Raw genomic sequence first — 17043 nt, 5'->3', positions numbered from 1 at the left:
GACCGTTGCCGTCCGGGCGGTGAGACCCCGTTCCGCGAAGATCCGCTCCGGCGGATCAGCGTCCGCGCCCGGTTCTCGCCTGCAATTCGTCGATCCGGCGCGATGCATCGGCCTTGCTCAGCCCGTCTTCGAACGGAATGCCGGCTTCTTCGCACAAGGTCTTGAGATAAGACGCTTGCGCACCCGTCATGGGCTCGTCGCCGGTGGTCCAGTCTTCGGGCTTCTTTTCAGTGTTCGATGCCGGTTGGTCGTCGGATTTCACATCATCGGTCACGGGATCGCTCCTTCATGCTTGCCCGTGACCAATGATTGTGTTCTCAATCCGTTCCGCCCCAGGGCTCATATGCCATGCCGAAGGCGTCAGCCACGGCGGAGTGCCGGACCCTCTCATCGGAGGCGTTCAGGCCGTTCAGCAAGTGGCGGTCTTCGCGCATCGCCTGTGCCGCACCCTTTTCGGCGATCCGAAGCACGAAGGGCAGGGTGACGTTGTTCAGCGCGAAGGCCGAGGTTCGCGCCACCGCGCCGGGCATATTCGCGACGCAGTAATGCGTCACGCCATCGATTTCGTAGACCGGATCGTCATGCGTGGTGGGGCGGGACGTTTCGAAACAGCCGCCCTGGTCAATGGCGATGTCGACGAGCACGCTGCCGCGCTTCATCAGCTTCAGCATATCGCGGGTGACGAGCTTGGGCGCCGCCGCGCCGGGGATCAGCACCGCGCCGATCACGAGATGCGCCCGCGAAATCGCAGCCTCGATCGCCGGCCTGGAGGCATAAGCAGTCTTGATCTGGCTTCCGAAATGAAGGTCGAGTTCCGCCAGCCGGTCATTGTTGATGTCGTAGATCGTGACATCGGCGCGCAGACCGGTCGCCATCTGCGCAGCATTGATGCCGGATATACCGCCGCCCAGGATGGCGACGCGGGCAGGGGCCACGCCCGGCACGCCGCCGAGCAGAATGCCGCGACCGCCCTGTTCCTTTTCCAGATAGTGCGCGCCCACCTGCACCGACATGCGGCCCGCCACCTCGGACATCGGCTTGAGCAGCGGCAGACCGCCGCGATCCGCGGTCACGGTCTCATAGGCGATGCAGGTGGCGCCGGATTTCAGCAGGCCGTCCGTCAGCGGCTTGCTGGCGGCGAGGTGGAGATAGGTGAACAGCGTATGGCGCGGCTCCAGCATGGCGATCTCGCTCGGCTGCGGCTCCTTCACCTTCACGATCAGGTCGGCCTCGGCAAAGACGGTTGTCGCATCGGGGGCGATGCGGGCGCCAGCATCGACATAATCCTGATCGTCGAAATCGATGCCGCCGCCGGCCGTGGTTTCCACCACGACATCGTGGCCCGCGGCCGTCAGTTCGGCGACGGACGGAGGCGTCAGACCGACACGGTATTCATGATTCTTGATTTCCTTGGGCACGCCAATACGCATTGCTGGGGTTCCTTCGATCAGTCTTCTGCTCGCCTTTCAGCATATCACCGATAGTCGACGGGCATCCATGCAAAATCAGGGCGTATGGCCTTGCTGTCTGCATGATATATCGACGAGATGGCCTGAATATCGTAAGAATATGCAATGGACCGGATCGATCACACTATATTGCAGCATCTGGCGCGCGATGCCCGCGCCAGCGTCAGCCAGGTCGCGACAGCCGCTGGATTGTCGCAGTCAGCCTGCACACGGCGGATACAGGCGCTGGAGGCATCGGGCCGAATCCGGGGCTATGCTGCCCGGCTGGATCATCGCGCCCTGGGTTTTCCGGTGACGGCGCTGGTCGATATCACCCTTGGCACGCAAGTCGGGGAGGACCTTGCGGCGTTCGAACGCGCCATCGCCGCGATCGACGGGGTTGTGGAATGTGCCTTGGTGTCGGGCGCGCAGGATTACCGGCTCAAGATTCTGTGCCGCGATCTGGACGATTATGAACGCCTGCACCGCGAACATCTCGGGCGGCTGCCCGGCGTGCTTACGATCAGTAGCAGCTTCGTCCTGCGAACGGTCGCCACGCGCAGCGAGGCCGATGCGCTGTTCGCGGTCGAACCGCGCTGAGTCGGAATATTGCCGGGGGGTGAACGGCGTGCTACCGCGCCGCGCCATCGGACGTGTTAGGACGAATATGAAGGTCGAGACGGGGCGTTCCGCATTGCTTCAGGCGCGAACCAGACGCCTGTGACTGCCGGCAATTCTCCAGATGGAGGCGCCGCGCTGGACCCGGCTGCCCGCCCGCCGGGGCAGCACGGCCATGAGCAAGCGCTTTGGAAGCTCGCAGTCGGAGCCATCGGCGTCGTCTTCGGCGATATCGGCACGTCGCCGCTCTATGCGTTCCGGGAAACCTTCGCCGGCCATCACGAACTGACGCTCGACACGGCCCATATCATGGGCGTCATCAGCCTGATGTTCTGGTCGATGATGGTCGTGGTGACGCTGAAATACGTGACCATCATCATGCGGGCCGACAATAAGGGCGAAGGGGGCAGCCTGGCGCTGCTCGCCCTCGTGTCCGGGCGAACCAAATCCAAGCGATGGACGCGCGGTATCATCCTGCTGGGCGTTTTCGCGACGGCGCTGTTCTATGGCGACTCGATGATCACGCCGGCCGTGTCGGTACTCGGCGCGGTGGAAGGCCTGGCGATCGCGGCGCCGCCCTTCGGCGACCTGGTGGTGCCGATCGCCGTCGTTATCCTGATCTTCCTGTTTTCGATCCAGCGAAGCGGCACTTCGCGCGTGGGCGCCTTTTTCGGGCCGATCATGATGCTGTATTTCGGCGTGATCTCGGTCCTGGGCATCATCAGCATCGTGCAGACGCCGTGGGTGCTGTGGGCGTTGCTGCCCACGCACGCGATCGAATTCTTCTTCCTCAGCCCCGTCCAGGCCTTTTTCGCCCTCGGTTCGGTGGTTCTTGCCGTTACCGGTGCGGAGGCGCTGTACGCGGATATGGGACATTTCGGACGCCAGCCGATCCGTGTCTCGTGGCTCTGGTTCGTGCTGCCCGCGCTGATGTGCAATTATATGGGGCAGGGGGCGCTGCTCATTCGCGACGGCGTGCTGGCGCTGCAGAATCCCTTCTATCTGCTTGCGCCCGCCAGCCTTCAGTTCCCGCTGGTCATCGTGGCGACCATGGCGGCGATCATCGCCAGTCAGGCCGTGATCTCGGGCGCGTTCTCGGTGACGCAGCAGGCGATCCAGCTCGGCTTCATTCCCCGCCTGCGTATCGAGCATACGAGCGCGGCGACGGCCGGCCAGATCTACATTCCGCTAGTCAACTGGCTGCTGATGACCATGGTCATCCTGCTCGTGCTGTTCTTCCAGACGTCGTCCAACCTGACCTCGGCCTACGGCATCGCCGTCACGGGCGCGATGCTGATCGACACCTGTTTGCTGGGCGTCGTGCTGCTGCGTCTGTGGGACTGGAAGAAGCGCTATGCGCTGCCGCTGCTTGCGCTGTTCTTCATCGTCGACGGCGCCTATTTCGCGGCGAACACCACGAAGATCCCGGACGGCGGCTGGTTCCCGCTTCTCATCGGCTTCATCGTCTTCACGATGCTGACGACCTGGGCCAAGGGGCGCAAGCTGATGATCCAGCGGATGCGCGAGGCGGCGATGCCGATCAAGATATTCATCCAGTCGGCGGCGAATTCCGCATCGCGCGTGCCCGGCACCGCGGTGTTCATGACCTCCAGCCCGGACGGGGTGCCGCACGCGCTGCTCCACAACCTCAAGCACAACAAGGTGCTGCACGAACGTGTCGTCCTGTTGACCGTGAAGATTCTCGACGAGCCGTATGTCTTGGACCAAAATCGCGTCGAGCTGGACGATCTCGGCCAGGGATTTCACCGCATGGTGATCCGCTACGGCTTCATGCAGGACGCCGACGTGCCCGCCGCGCTGAAACAGGTTCATAATTGCGGCGAGGATTTCAAGATGATGGACACCAGTTTCTTCCTCGCCCGGCAGACGCTGTTGCCGGCCGAGCGCCCCGGCATGATGATCTGGCGCGAAAAGATCTTCGCCTGGATGCTGCGCAACGCGGAAAGCGCGATGGAATTCTTCAAGCTGCCGACGAACCGCGTCGTCGAGCTGGGCAGCCAGGTAGAGATTTGAACGTTGCGCCTGCACCCGCGCCGATCATCGTCACCGCGCTGTTCGGCGGTGAGGACCAGGCATTTTTCGACCAGATGCGTGCGAAGCATTTCCCGCCCGAGCGCGACCAGCTTGCCGCGCATCTGACGCTGTTTCACCATTTGCCGCCGTCGCTGTCGCCCGAACTTGACCGGCGCCTTGCCCAGGTGACGCGCGGTGTGCCGGCGCCGGGGGCGAGGCTGGCCGGGCTGATCGACCTCGGACGCGGCGTGGCTTTCCGGATCGAATCGCCCGGACTGGACGATGTGCGCGCCGCCCTGGCCGATGCGTTCCTTCCTCTGCTGACGCCGCAGGACAGCGTGGGATGGCGGCCGCACGTCACGATCCAGAACAAGGTCGCGCCCAGGGAAGCCCGCTCGCTGAAGGCGGAACTGGAGCGGGGATTCCGGCCGCGCGACGTCCGGCTGGCGGGCCTGGCAAGCTGGTCCTATCGCGGCGGTCCATGGGAGGCGATCAAAGCGTATAAGTTTGCTTGACCGATCGCGAAGCCCGGCCTATGTCGCCGGCTCCCGCGCAGGGTTGCGCTGTTACGGCGGAGTAGCTCAGGTGGTTAGAGCAGCGGAATCATAATCCGCGTGTCGGGGGTTCGAGTCCCTCCTCCGCTACCAGCCCTGCCGGTTTTTCCGTGCTTTCGTCAGCGCTTTTCGATCATCCGGGTGAGCATTTCGTAATAGCTGGCGAGGTCGATCGCCGTGTCGAAGTGAAAGCCCATGCGACCGCCGAGCGACCACCGGATCTCGGCCGTCGTTACCCCGACCACGGGCAGGGTGACGCGCATGCGCTGACCGGGTTCATAGTCCGCATCGATACGCGCCATCAGACCGTGCGGCGAGATGTTGACGACGAGCAACAGGTGTTCGCGGGCATCGGGGCCGAAGCCGCGCGCGCGATAATGCACTTCGTCGCGGTCGACCGCGCGCTGGTCGACCATCGCAAGATTTCCCGTCGTCCTCGTCATGTACCCTCAATCCCGGTTCGCGGCCCGTCGGTAACGCTACCGCCGTGAAGGTGAATTCCGCGGCAACAAACGGGCTTAATACCGGGTTACGGGGTCTGGGCCGGGACCAGAAGGCCGTGCTTCTTCTTGCCGGCGGAAATGCGGATTTCACCGTTCGCCACATGCACTTGCGCGGCTTCGTCGGCCACCTTTTCGCCATCGGCCCGTGCGCCGCCGCCCTTGATCAGCCGGCGGGCTTCGCCCCTGGATGCGCAAAGGCCAAGCTCGGTCAGCGCGTCGACGATACCGATGGTGCCGGACACCTGAAGCCGTGGAAGGGCCTCTCCCGACGCGCCTTCCTCGAAGGTCTTGCGGGCGGTTTCGCCGGCCAGCCGGGCCGCATCCTCGCCCCGGCACATTGCCGTGGCCGCGTCGGCGAGCGCCTTCTTCGCCTCGTTGATTTCTGCGCCTTCGAGTTGCTCCAGGCGCGCGATTTCGTCCAGCGGCAGGTCGGTGAAGAGTCGCAGGAAACGGCCAACGTCGCGGTCGTCGGTGTTGCGCCAGAACTGCCAGTAATCATAAGCCGGCAGCCGGTCCTCGTTCAGCCAGACGGCGCCTGCCATGGTCTTGCCCATCTTGCCGCCGTCGGCCGTGGTGATGAGCGGGGTGGTGACGCCATAAACTTCGGCGCCGTCGACGCGGCGCGACAATTCTATGCCGTTGACGATATTACCCCACTGGTCCGACCCGCCCATCTGCAGATGGCAACCGTGCCGGCGCGAAAGCTCCAGGAAATCATATGCCTGCAGGATCATGTAATTGAATTCGAGGAAACTGAGCGACTGTTCGCGGTCAAGGCGCAGCTTCACCGAATCGAAGCTCAGCATCCGGTTCACCGAGAAATGGCGGCCGATATCCCGCAGAAAGGGAATATATTCCAAACGGTCGAGCCATTCCGCATTGTCGAGCATGACGGCGTCGGTGGGGCCGTCGCCGAAGGTCAGGAACCGTTCGAACACGGTCTTGATCGAGGCGGCATTGGCCGCGATGACGTCGTCGGTCAGCAACTGGCGCGCTTCGTCCTTGAAGCTGGGATCGCCGATCTTGCCGGTTCCGCCGCCCATCAGCACGATCGGCTTGTGCCCCGCCTGTTGCAGACGGCGTAGCAGCATGATCTGCACCAGGCTGCCGACGTGCAGCGACGGTGCGGTCGGATCGAAGCCGATATAGCCGGGAACGATCCGTTCGGCCGCGAGTGCGTCCAGGCCCTGCGCATCGGTCAGTTGATGGATATAGCCGCGTGACGCGAGCAGGGTGAGCAAATCGGATTTGTATTCGGTCATGACGCGCAATCGGATAATGCCGATTCCGCCGTTTTGCACCCCCAAAGCGTGGCGCGCCGCGAACGGGAGGAATGGATTGAAGACGTCACTGCTCTGCCACCGCGCTGCGCCGCAATCGACACTGACGAGGATCGAGGTGACAGTGGCGCCGCCGCGCGGTGATTGCATCGGGCTGAGCTTTCGTGCCGTCGGCGATGTCGATGCGATCCGCTGGCCCGGCGATCGCGACTGCGGTGACGGACCCTGGCATCGCGGCGACCGGTTATGGGAGAGCACCTGTTTTGAGGCGTTCTTGCGCCGGGCAGGCGGAGCCGGCTACCGCGAGATCAATCTCGCGACGTCCGGTTGTTGGGCGGCATATGCTTTCGAAGGGTATCGCGAAGGAATGGCCGAGGCGGACGACATCCGCATGCTAGGAGGGAAATGGCGCATTCGCGACGGCCGGGCGGAACTGCACGTGCTGCTGGGCCTGCCGCCGGGCTTTCGGCGCGAACCGCTCTCTCTTGGCCTGTCGGCGGTGATGAAGGGGGTGGACGGCGGCACATCCTACTGGGCGCTGGCGCATCCTCGGGAACGACCCGATTTTCACGATCCCGCTTGCTTCGCGCTCGAACTCCCGGCAGCAGGTTGAACCATGCAATTCGGTATCGATCGCCTGCTTGCCGAGGCCGCGCTTCGCAAGTCGCTGGACGGCCGACGGGTCGGCCTGCTCGCCCATCCCGCCTCGGTCACGGCGGACCTCACCCACACGCTGGACGCCTTGGTCGGAGCCGGGGTGAACGTGACCGCCGCCTTCGGGCCGCAGCACGGACTTCGCGGCGACAAGCAGGACAATATGGTCGAATCGCCGGACTTCGACGATTCGGTCCACGGTATTCCGGTCTTCAGCCTGTACGGTGAGGTGCGCCGTCCCACCGCCGCGTCGATGGAGACATTCGACGTGCTGCTCGTGGACCTTCAGGATCTCGGCTGCCGTATCTATACCTTCATCACGACATTGCTCTACGTGCTGGAGGCGGCGGCTGCGCACGGCAAAGAGGTCTGGGTGCTGGACCGTCCGAATCCGGTCGGTCGGCCGGTCGAGGGGCTGACGCTGCGCCCCGGCTGGGAAAGTTTCGTCGGGGCGGGACCGATGCCGATGCGGCACGGGCTGACGCTGGGCGAAATGGGGCGGTGGTTCATCGCGCAATATGATCTCGACCTGGACTACCGGGTTATCGAGATGATCGGCTGGGAACCGGAGGCGGCGCCGGGATATGGCTGGCCGGCCGACCGGCTGTGGATCAACCCCAGTCCCAATGCGCCCAATCTGGCCATGGCGCGCGCTTATGCCGGCACGGTGATGCTGGAGGGCACCAGCCTGTCGGAGGGAAGGGGCACCACCCGCCCGCTCGAACTGTTCGGCGCGCCCGACGTGGATGCGCGCGCGATCATCGCCGAAATGCGCGATCTGGCTCCGCAATGGTTGCAGGGGTGCATTCTCCGCGACTGCTGGTTCGAGCCGACCTTTCACAAGCATGTCGGCACCTTGTGCAGTGGTGTTCACATTCATGCCGAAGGGCCGGCCTATCGTCAGGATGCCTTTCGGCCGTGGCGGCTGCAGGCGCTGGCGTTCAAGGCTGTCCGGCGACTGTACGGCGACTATCCGCTTTGGCGCGACTTTCCCTATGAATACGCATTCGGCAAATTGCCGATCGACGTGATCAACGGCGGCCCATCGCTGCGCGAGTGGGTGGACGATCCGGAGGCGGCCCCGCCGGACCTGGACGCGTTGACGCAGCCGGATGAAGCGGCATGGGAAGACGCCCGGCGACCGCATCTCAGCTACTGATCGGCGTATTTCGTGCACGAGCGATTGCCGAGCAAGCGGACAGGCCCTAACAGCGCCGATATGCTCGCAGGGCTTATTTTCGCGATGGAAGAGGCCGAAGACCGGCCGGAAATGCTGGCGGCGACCCTGCCGTTCGGCGGGATGACGCTGCTCGAATATCAGGCCCGGCTGCTGATCACGGCCGGTGTCGGCCACATCCTGGTGGCGGTGGGGCGCGTGACCCCGGCATTGCTGGGCGCGGTCAGCCGGATCGGCAAGGGTGACGTCACCGTCGACATCGTCCGTTCGGCCGAAGAAGGCGTCGCACGCGTGCACCCGCTGGCGAGCGTGATCGTCGTCGCGGACGGCCTCGTCACCACCGACGTGGCGGTGCAGCAGATGGCGGGCGAGGCGGCCGATAGCCTGATGGTGATCGACGACGAGGAAGTGCCTGCATCGGTCGAGCGGGTCGACGCGCAGCATTGCTGGGCGGGCATCGCGACGCTGGCGGCGCAGCGCCTGGCCGACATCGCGGCGATGCCGCGCGAATATGATTTCCAGTCGACGCTCCTCCGTGTGAGCGTTCAGGCCGGCGCTCGCCACGTCAAGCTGCCGCCGTCGGCCAAAAAGGCCGGGCACGGGATCGAGCGGAACCGCGAAGCGCTCGCCAGCCGCAGTAATGCTGTACTGGCGGCGATGGCCAACCAGCGCATCGGCTGGGCGGACCGCTATGTCTTCACGCCGATCACCCGTCAGGCGCTGCCATTGATGGTCCGGCGCAACGTATCGAACTGGGCGGTGATCGCGGCTGGCACGCTGTTGTCGCTGGCGGCGATCATCCTGTTCGGCTTTCGCCTTCCTCCGATCGCGCTGTCGGTGGCGCTGCTGGCGGTGGCGTGCCTGTCCAGCGGTTCGCTGTTGAGCTGGCTGCGAGCCGAAGACCGGTGGGCGCGCTGGCAGGAAGCGGCGATCGTGGCACTGGCGGCCGTGTCCATTGCATTGACCGGGGCGGATCAGGTGCTGCGCACCGGAGAGCCGTCGCCCGGTATCCTTGCCGCGATGCTGATCGTGACGGCGGGCCTTGCCGACCGGGTGCCGGTCCGGCGGCGACCGTGGTTCGGCAACGCGCCGTCCTATCTGTTGCTGGTCACGCCGTTTGCCATCGCCGGCGTCGCGACGATCGGGCTGGGTGTTCTCTGCCTTTATGCGCTCGCTACCCTGGCGTTCAGCATCGAGGCGGTTCGCGAAAAAGCTTAGCCAGCTTTTAACGACATTTGCGCTATCCGAATTCCATGCCCGGTTCGAATGTCGACCACCTTTCCGGCAACGGCCCAGACGTTGCTTCCCTGTCCTGCTCGATTGCGGGTGGCGACTGGCGCATCCGCGACGCCCGCGCGTCCGCGCTGGCGGAGCTGGCGGTGTCGGATGCGCACCGCCTCGACGAGCAGCTTCGCATATCGATGGTGGGGCGGTTGAACGCGATGATCGACGCCGTCGCCCGCGCCTTGCGGGGGCGGGCCGTCCAAGAGTTGAAAGATTGCTCGCATCCAGCGCTGGCCGCGCGACTGGAAGACGCGCGCGATGTCGCCGCCGATGTCGCGGACCCGCGGTTTTTCATGCGTAGCGGCCTGGCCGATGAACTATATGCGCAGCAGGGCCTGACCCTTTTGGCGCGCAGCCTTCCGATATCTGCCGGGGAAGATCCGCAACGTCCGTCGCTGCTCGTCCGATTGACCGAGGACCATGATCGGGATATTGCCGCCGCCGCCCGCGCGATGCTGATCGCCGAGAGCGGTGATCTGGAGAGCGACGGCAGCGTATCCGATCTGCCGGATCACCTTCAACATCGTTTCGTATGGCAGGTGGCGGCCGCGCTGCGCCTGTCCGTGTCCCCCGTCGACGCGGTGGAAACCACTGCGTTGGACCGCGCAATCGAAGGGGCGGCAAACGCCTGCCTGACCGAATATGACGATCAGGTCCGCGCGGAGGCGGCGGCGATGTCGCTTGCGGAACGGTTCGATGGGGAGAAAGCAGGGCGGACCGACTTGCTGCTGGAAGCGTTGGAGGACAGGCGCCCGCGGCTTTTCGTGGCGCTGCTTGCATGTGGATTGCGAATGGAATTCCCCGCGATGCGCGATATCGTAGTGGATCGCGATGGGGCGCTTTGCTGGATGGCGCTGCGTGCGCTGGGCCTGGAGCGGCCGGAGATTGCGCGCGTCGGCTATCCACTGGCGGAGGCGAAGGGCGACCGGTTCGTGCAGGACCTGGCCGATTCGCTCGAGACGATTGCGGCGATGGAATCCGCTGCGGCACTGGATGCGCTGTCGCTGCACCGGGCCGGATCGGCGTACCGCGAGGCGGTACAAAGCGTCGCCACCTTGCGGAAGCGTTGAAAAGGATGCGCGACACCATGGCGGAGCCGGCACGCGGACGGACGGACCGCGAAGGCGTGCTGCGAGAAGCGGACGCGGGATTCGACCGCCTCAATGCGCGCGCGGGCGGAGCGCTGGGCGAACCGATACGGATGCCCTCGGTCGCCGCTGCGGCGCGCCTTGCCCAGCGTCTGGGCATTCCGGTGTCGCGACCGCTCGTCGCTGCCGACGAGGACGGCGAACGCGCGTTATGGGTTCGGGCCGAGCCGGAGGAAGATGGCGTCGTCGTCGAATTGATACCGGCCCGTGAAGCGGGACGGTGGGCCGAAGCCATGGCCGGCCGCGTCCAATCCGGCGGTAGCGAGGCGGTCTGGGGCGACTGGAAATGGGAAACGGATCGCGCCCTGCGCCTGACCCGCATGTCGCCAAAGGCGGCGGCGCTGCACGGTTTTGCACTTTCCGAGTTGCTCGGACGGCCGTTGACCCGATTGTTCGATCTGATGGGCGGTGCCGACGGTCAGTTTCCGTTGTTGGCGGCGGTAGCCGCACGTACCGCGGTCGACGGACAGGTGGCGAGAGTGCGGAGTGATGGACGGCGTGTCCGCCTTTCAGCCGTCGCGCAGACCGATCGTGCGGGAGGGTTTGTCGGCCTGCATGGTTCGGCAACGCTCCTCGATCGGGCGCCGGAACCTGTCGCGACCGCCGATTCGTCCCATCTTCACCCGGAAGCGCTGACCCAGAGCTTCCCCGACGGATTCACGCAGCGGCTCGACCGCGCCTTGCGTGGACCGCTCAGTCGGATCATCGCCACCGCTGATTCGATCCAGGCGCAGACGGAAGGTCCCTTGCGCGACGACTATGCCGAATATGCCGGCGATATTGCCGGCGCCGGGCGGCATCTTCTGGGCCTGATCGAGGATCTCGTCGATCTGCAGGCGGTCGAGCGCGACGATTTCGCCGTGGAAATAGAGCGGATCGACCTGGCCGATGTCGCGCGCAGAGCGGCGGGGCTGCTCTCCGTCCGGGCCAGCGAAGGGAAGGTGTCGATCGATCGGCCGATGACGGATACAGGCATTGTCGCTGCGGGGGAATTCCGGCGGGTGCTCCAGATCCTGGTCAACCTCGTCAGCAACGCCGTGCGTCATTCACCGCCGGGCAGCACCGTCTGGATTCGCCTGCAGGAAGAAGCGGGCAGCGCCTGCGTGATCGTGGCCGATCAGGGGCCGGGGATCGCCGCGGAGGACCATCACCGCATCTTTGAACGGTTCGAGCGGTTGCAGCCGCAACATTCCGGCGGCAGCGGCCTCGGCCTCTATCTCGCGCGGCGACTCGCCCGCGCAATGGGTGGCGAGCTATCGGTCGATAGCGCGCCCGGTCAGGGCGCACGCTTCATTTTGCGACTGCCATCCGCCTGACGGCCTGCGGTCGCGACAGAAAAGGGGCCGGCCCGGTGATCCCGAAACCGGCCCTTTCCAATTTCATGCAGGCGGAGGTCAGCGCTTGTCGACGGGGACGTAGTCACGCTGCGTCGGACCGGTATAGAGCTGGCGCGGCCGGCCGATCTTCTGCGCGGGGTCGGAGATCATCTCGTTCCACTGTGCGACCCAGCCGACGGTACGGGCAAGCGCGAACAGGGCGGTGAACATCGAAGTCGGAAAGCCGATCGCCGACAGTACCACGCCCGAATAGAAATCGACATTCGGGAACAGCTTCTTTTCGATGAAATAATCGTCGTTCAGAGCGATTTCTTCCAGCCGAAGCGCCGTTTCGAACACCGGATCCTGTACGTTCATCGCCTTGAACACGTCGCGCACGGTCTGCTGCATCACCGTCGCACGCGGATCGTAGTTCTTGTAAACGCGGTGACCGAAGCCCATTAGCCGGAACGGATCGTCCTTGTTCTTGGCGCGCGCGATATATTCGGGAATACGCTCGGGCGTGCCGATCTCGCGCAGCATGTTGAGCGCCGCCTCGTTCGCGCCGCCATGCGCCGGGCCCCACAGGCAGGCGATGCCGGCCGCAATGCACGCGAACGGGTTCGCGCCCGACGAACCGGCGAGCCGCACGGTAGAGGTCGAAGCATTCTGCTCGTGATCGGCATGAAGGATGAAGATGCGGTCCAGCGCCTTCTCGATGACCGGATCGACAGCATATTCCTCGGCCGGCACGCCGAAGGTCATGCGCAGGAAATTCCCGGTATAGCTGAGGTCGTTCTGCGGGTAGAGGAACGGCTGACCGATCGAGTATTTATATGCCATCGCCGCGATCGTCGGCATCTTGGCGATCAGCCGGTGGCTCGCCACCATGCGCTGATGCGGGTCGGTGATATCGGTGGAATCGTGATAGAAGGCCGATAGCGCTCCGACCACGCCGCACATGATCGCCATCGGGTGCGCATCGCGACGAAAGCCCCGGAAGAACTGAGCGAGCTGTTCATGCACCATCGTGTGACGGGTGATCGTCCAGTTGAACCGGTCGAGTTCATCCTTCGACGGCAACTCCTTGTTGAGCAGCAGGTAGGCGACCTCCATGAAGCTCGACTGTTCGGCAAGCTGGCCGATCGGATAGCCGCGATGGAGCAACACGCCTTCAGCACCGTCGATATAGGTCAGCCCCGACTCGCAGCTCGCCGTCGAGGTGAACCCCGGATCATAGGTGAAACGCCCAGTTTCGGCGTAAAATTTGCGGATGTCGACCACTTCGGGACCGACATTGCCCGACAGGACGGGATATTCGCTTTCTTCCCCGGAAACCTGCAGCTTGGCGGTGTCGGTCATCTGTGATCCTTTCTGTTTTGCTCTTGTACGGCCGTTCAGGCCATCTGGTCCGCGATACGGGCCAGGCTCTCTTCCCGCCCGAGAAGGACGAGCACGTCGAATATGCCCGGTGACGTCTTTCGCCCGGTCAGTGCAGCCCGTAGCGGCTGTGCCACCTTGCCCAGCTTAACGTCTGCACCCTCGGCAGTGTTTCGTACCGCGGTTTCGAGCGTTTCCGTATCCCAGTTTTCCACGGCGTCAAGCGCCCCGTGAACCCGGCTCAGAATCGCCCGCGCGTCGCCTTCTAGCAAAGCGGCGGCGGATTCGTCCAATTCGAGCGGACGGGAGCGAAAGAGGAATCCCGCGCCGTCGGCCAGTTCGATCAGATCGTTCGCGCGGACTTTCAGAAACGGTACGGCGCGCTCGAACAGCGCCATCTGGCGCTCGTCGGGCTCAAAGCCGAGGAAGGGACGCGCGAGTTTCGCCAAGCGCGCATCCTCGGCTTCGCGCATGTAATGGCCGTTCAGGTTTTTCAGCTTCTTGAAATCGAATCTGCTTGGCGATCTACCGATCCCGCTCAGGTCGAACAGGCCGATCGCGCGGTCGCGGCTGATGATCTCTTCGTCGCCATGCCCCCAGCCGAGACGGAGCAGATAGTTCGAGACGGCCTCCGGCAGGTAGCCCATTTCGTCGCGATAGGCGTCGACGCCCAATGCTCCGTGGCGCTTCGACAGTTTCGCCCCGTCGGCGCCGTGGATCAGCGGCACATGGGCATAGACCGGCTCCGACCACCCCATCGCGCGGATGATCGGCAACTGGCGGAAGGCATTGTTGAAATGATCGTCGCCGCGGATGACATGGGTGACGCCCATGTCGTGATCGTCGACCACCACCGCGAGCATATAGGTCGGCGTGCCGTCGGCGCGCAGCAGGACGAAATCGTCGATTTCGGCATTGTTGACGGTCACGCTGCCCTGGACGCGGTCGTCGATCGTCGTCGCGCCTTCCTTCGGCGCCTTCAGGCGAACGACGAACGACGCACCTTCGGGAGCTTCGGACGGGTCGCGGTCGCGCCAGCGGCCGTCATAGCGGATCGGCTTTCCGGCGGCGCGCTGCTCCTCGCGCAGTGCGGCCAACTCCTCCGACGAGGCATAGCATCTATAGGCATTGCCCGATGCGAGCAGCGCCTGTGCGACTTCCACATGCCTGGCCTGGCGCGAGAACTGATAGACCTCCTCACCGTCCCAATCGAGGCCCAGCCAGCGCATGCCGTCAAGGATCGCGGCGATGGCTGGTTCGGTAGAGCGCTTGCGGTCGGTGTCCTCGATCCGCAACAGGAACTTGCCGCCGGTGTGGCGGGCATAAAGCCAGTTGAACAATGCCGTGCGTGCGCCGCCGATATGGAGAAATCCGGTCGGCGACGGCGCGAAGCGGGTTACGACGGCGCCGCTTGCCGGCGCGGCGGTATCAGGTGTTGCGCCCAATCGCGCTTGCTCCCAAGCTGGAAAACGGAATGGCCAGTTCAGCCGCGCCTGCCCCTAGCACGGGCCTCGGCCCGCATCAATTCGCGGGCGCAGCACGCATTGGTGCGGTCCGCGATTCGGTTGAATGCTGGCTGGATGCGGAACGCGACCAGTTGCCGGTGTGGCTTCCCGTGGCCATCGGCGGCGGGATCGCGGCGTGGTTCCTGCTTCCATATCGTTTCCAGTGGATCGGTTTCTGCCTGGGAACCGCCGGCGTCGGACTGGCGGCACTGGCGGCGGGACGCGGCGGCAGAATATCGCGGGTCCTCGCGGTGGCGGCATTCGCGCTGGCATTGGGTTGTGCCCTCGTCTGGTGGCGGGCGGAGCGGGTGGCCGCTCCCGTCCTTGACCATGCCGGCGTTGCGCGGGTCGTCGGCGTGGTGGAAAAGATCGAGCGTATTCCGGCGCGGGACATCGTTCGACTCCGCCTGGCAGTGCGAAATGCGGATCTGCCGCCGGTGATCCGGATGAATGTGGCGGAACAGGATGTGCCCGCCGGGTTGGGAGAGGGCGCGATCATAAAGGCGCGGGGTTGGCTGATGCCGCCGCCGCCGGCGGCCGTTCCGGGCGCCTATGACTTTACCCGCGTGGCCTGGTTCGATGGTATCGGCGCGACCGGCCGGGCCTTTGCGCCCGTTACTGTGACCGAACCCGGCCAAAGGGCCGACGACACGCTGCGCAGCCGGCTGTCGCGATATGTGCGGGAGCGGGTGGGCGGCAGCGCCGGCGCCCTGGCGGCCACGCTCGCAACCGGTGATCGCGGCGCCATCGCCGAAGACGACGCCGAAGCGATGCGCAATGCAGGGCTGGCGCACCTGTTATCGATCAGCGGCCTGCATGTTACCGCCGTCGTCGGCGCGGTGATGCTGTTGGTGTTGAGGGGGCTGGCGCTTTTTCCGACCCTTGCCGGAACCGGGCGGATTCCCGTGATCGCCGCAGGCGCGGGGGCAGCCGCAGCGGTCGGGTACACCTGGCTGACCGGCGCGCACGTTCCCACGATCCGATCGTGCGTGGCGGCGCTGCTGATTGTTGCCGCCATCGTCTTCGGCCGGCAAGCGATTACCTTGCGGTTGGTGGCGGCCGGTGCGCTGCTGGTTCTGCTGCTATGGCCGGAAACGCTTGTCGGCCCCAGCTTTCAGTTGAGCTTCGCGGCCGTGACCGTGATCGTGGCACTCCACGAACATCCCGTCGCGCGGCGCTGGTTCAGCGGCCGGGACCGGGACGACCGTTGGCCGATCCGCTTCGGCCGGGCGGCGCTGTCGCTGCTCGTTACCGGCATCGTCGTGGAACTCGCGCTGATGCCCATCGCATTCTATCATTTCCATCGCGCCGGATTGTACGGTGCGGCGGCGAATATCCTTGCCATACCGCTTACGACCTTCGTCATCATGCCGGCCGAGGCAGTGGCGCTGCTTCTCGACCTTCTCCGACTGGGGGCGCCTGCATGGTGGGTCGCCGGCGAAGCGCTGGGGTTGTTGCTGAAACTGGCCCATGCGACCGCGTCGGCGCCGGGGGCGATCGCCGCGCTGCCCGTCACGCCGACCGGCGCGTTCGCGGCAATCGTCCTCGGCGGGCTGTGGACCGCGCTCTGGCGGACGGGATTACGCTGGATCGGCTTGGTATCGGTCGCAGTCGGCCTCGCCTGGGCGCTGATCACGCCGCCGCCGGACCTGCTGGTCAGCGCCGACGGCACGCACATGGCGCTGCGCAAAGCCGACGGATCCATGGCGTTGCTGCGCGATCGCAGCGGCGACTATATCCGGGATGTGTTTCGCGAAAACGGCGGCTCGGCCGAAAGCCTGACACCGATCGACGCTATGCCGAACGCGCGGTGCAGCCACGACAGTTGCCTGATCGATTACCGCGCCGGAGATGACCGCTGGCGCATTCTGGCCACGCGAAGCGACTATCTGATCCCGCGCGAATCGCTCGAACCTGCCTGCCGGGATGCCTCCATCATCGTCAGCGACCGATGGTTGCCACGGTGGTGCCGGCCACGCTGGCTGAAACTGGACGCGAAGCGCCTTGCCGCAACGGGCGGCGTCGCCATAAATTTCGCCGACCATTCCATCCGCACTGCGGTCACGTCGGGCGGCGACCACCCCTGGATCGATCCGCCGACCATCATGCCGCCCTATCGCCCGGATCGTTGAGGCGCAGGTC

Annotated in this window: 15 protein-coding genes and 1 tRNA gene; 10 read left to right on the top strand and 6 right to left on the bottom strand. The window is 65.0% G+C overall.

Annotation, left to right across the window (positions count from 1 at the left end):
* Positions 1 to 55: 55 nt before the first annotated feature.
* Complete coding sequence (locus tag RPR59_RS08980) at positions 56 to 274, bottom strand: DUF3072 domain-containing protein (RefSeq protein ID WP_313913223.1); 219 nt, start codon at positions 272 to 274, stop codon at positions 56 to 58.
* 43 nt (positions 275 to 317) lie between these two features.
* Positions 318 to 1430: an alanine dehydrogenase gene (gene ald, locus RPR59_RS08975; RefSeq protein WP_313913221.1), complete on the bottom strand. Its 1113-nt coding sequence runs from the start codon at positions 1428 to 1430 to the stop codon at positions 318 to 320.
* A gap of 144 nt (positions 1431 to 1574) precedes the next feature.
* Between ald and RPR59_RS08970 the strand changes: the two genes are divergently transcribed.
* The 4 genes from RPR59_RS08970 (at position 1575) to RPR59_RS08955 (ending at position 4747) form a co-directional block, all read left to right on the top strand.
* Positions 1575 to 2048 (top strand): Lrp/AsnC family transcriptional regulator, encoded by a 474-nt coding sequence (locus RPR59_RS08970; protein ID WP_313913219.1) that lies wholly within the window; start codon positions 1575 to 1577, stop codon positions 2046 to 2048.
* A gap of 156 nt (positions 2049 to 2204) precedes the next feature.
* On the top strand, positions 2205 to 4100 hold the full coding sequence (locus RPR59_RS08965; protein WP_313918432.1) for a potassium transporter Kup: 1896 nt from the start codon (positions 2205 to 2207) through the stop codon (positions 4098 to 4100).
* Positions 4097 to 4615, top strand: coding sequence for a 2'-5' RNA ligase family protein (locus RPR59_RS08960; RefSeq protein WP_313913218.1), 519 nt, complete (start codon positions 4097 to 4099; stop codon positions 4613 to 4615). Before RPR59_RS08965 ends, RPR59_RS08960 begins: the two co-directional genes overlap by 4 nt.
* A gap of 55 nt (positions 4616 to 4670) precedes the next feature.
* Positions 4671 to 4747 (top strand) — tRNA-Met (locus tag RPR59_RS08955).
* Between the two features lie 26 nt (positions 4748 to 4773).
* On the opposite strand, the gene RPR59_RS08950 is transcribed toward RPR59_RS08955, so the two are convergent.
* Together RPR59_RS08950 and tyrS are read right to left on the bottom strand one after the other, a co-directional pair.
* Positions 4774 to 5070: a PilZ domain-containing protein gene (locus tag RPR59_RS08950; RefSeq protein WP_313913215.1), complete on the bottom strand. Its 297-nt coding sequence runs from the start codon at positions 5068 to 5070 to the stop codon at positions 4774 to 4776.
* 113 nt (positions 5071 to 5183) lie between these two features.
* The gene (gene tyrS, locus RPR59_RS08945; protein ID WP_313913213.1) at positions 5184 to 6419 is read right to left on the bottom strand and encodes a tyrosine--tRNA ligase; all 1236 of its coding nucleotides are present in this window, start codon (positions 6417 to 6419) and stop codon (positions 5184 to 5186) included.
* Positions 6420 to 6495: 76 nt separating this feature from the next.
* Between tyrS and RPR59_RS08940 the strand changes: the two genes are divergently transcribed.
* The 5 genes from RPR59_RS08940 to RPR59_RS08920 are packed head-to-tail and all read left to right on the top strand — an operon-like array spanning position 6496 to position 12016.
* On the top strand, positions 6496 to 7050 hold the full coding sequence (locus tag RPR59_RS08940; RefSeq protein ID WP_313913211.1) for a DOMON-like domain-containing protein: 555 nt from the start codon (positions 6496 to 6498) through the stop codon (positions 7048 to 7050).
* Positions 7051 to 7053: 3 nt separating this feature from the next.
* The gene (locus RPR59_RS08935) at positions 7054 to 8250 is read left to right on the top strand and encodes an exo-beta-N-acetylmuramidase NamZ family protein (protein ID WP_313913209.1); all 1197 of its coding nucleotides are present in this window, start codon (positions 7054 to 7056) and stop codon (positions 8248 to 8250) included.
* Positions 8251 to 8310: 60 nt separating this feature from the next.
* The gene (locus RPR59_RS08930) at positions 8311 to 9486 is read left to right on the top strand and encodes a hypothetical protein (protein ID WP_313913207.1); all 1176 of its coding nucleotides are present in this window, start codon (positions 8311 to 8313) and stop codon (positions 9484 to 9486) included.
* Between the two features lie 35 nt (positions 9487 to 9521).
* A complete protein-coding gene (locus RPR59_RS08925) occupies positions 9522 to 10622 on the top strand; it encodes a DUF2336 domain-containing protein (RefSeq protein ID WP_313913205.1) in 1101 nt (366 codons plus the stop codon).
* Between the two features lie 5 nt (positions 10623 to 10627).
* Positions 10628 to 12016 (top strand): sensor histidine kinase, encoded by a 1389-nt coding sequence (locus RPR59_RS08920; protein WP_313913204.1) that lies wholly within the window; start codon positions 10628 to 10630, stop codon positions 12014 to 12016.
* 78 nt (positions 12017 to 12094) lie between these two features.
* Here RPR59_RS08920 and RPR59_RS08915 read toward each other — a convergent pair whose 3' ends face one another.
* Positions 12095 to 13378, bottom strand: coding sequence for a citrate synthase (locus RPR59_RS08915; protein WP_313913201.1), 1284 nt, complete (start codon positions 13376 to 13378; stop codon positions 12095 to 12097).
* Between the two features lie 35 nt (positions 13379 to 13413).
* Positions 13414 to 14841: a glutamate--tRNA ligase gene (gene gltX, locus RPR59_RS08910; protein ID WP_313913200.1), complete on the bottom strand. Its 1428-nt coding sequence runs from the start codon at positions 14839 to 14841 to the stop codon at positions 13414 to 13416.
* Positions 14842 to 14870: 29 nt separating this feature from the next.
* Here gltX and RPR59_RS08905 point away from each other — a divergent pair, with 29 nt between their 5' ends.
* Positions 14871 to 17033, top strand: a complete 2163-nt coding sequence (locus RPR59_RS08905; protein ID WP_313913198.1) for a ComEC/Rec2 family competence protein — start codon at positions 14871 to 14873, stop codon at positions 17031 to 17033.
* Positions 17034 to 17043: the final 10 nt, after the last annotated feature.

Origin of the sequence: Stakelama saccharophila, from assembly GCF_032229225.1 — a bacterium.
GTDB classification, from domain to species: domain Bacteria; phylum Pseudomonadota; class Alphaproteobacteria; order Sphingomonadales; family Sphingomonadaceae; genus Sphingomonas; species Sphingomonas saccharophila.
Note: the sequence above shows the minus strand (reverse complement) of the source record. Positions and strands in the feature narration are given on the sequence as shown.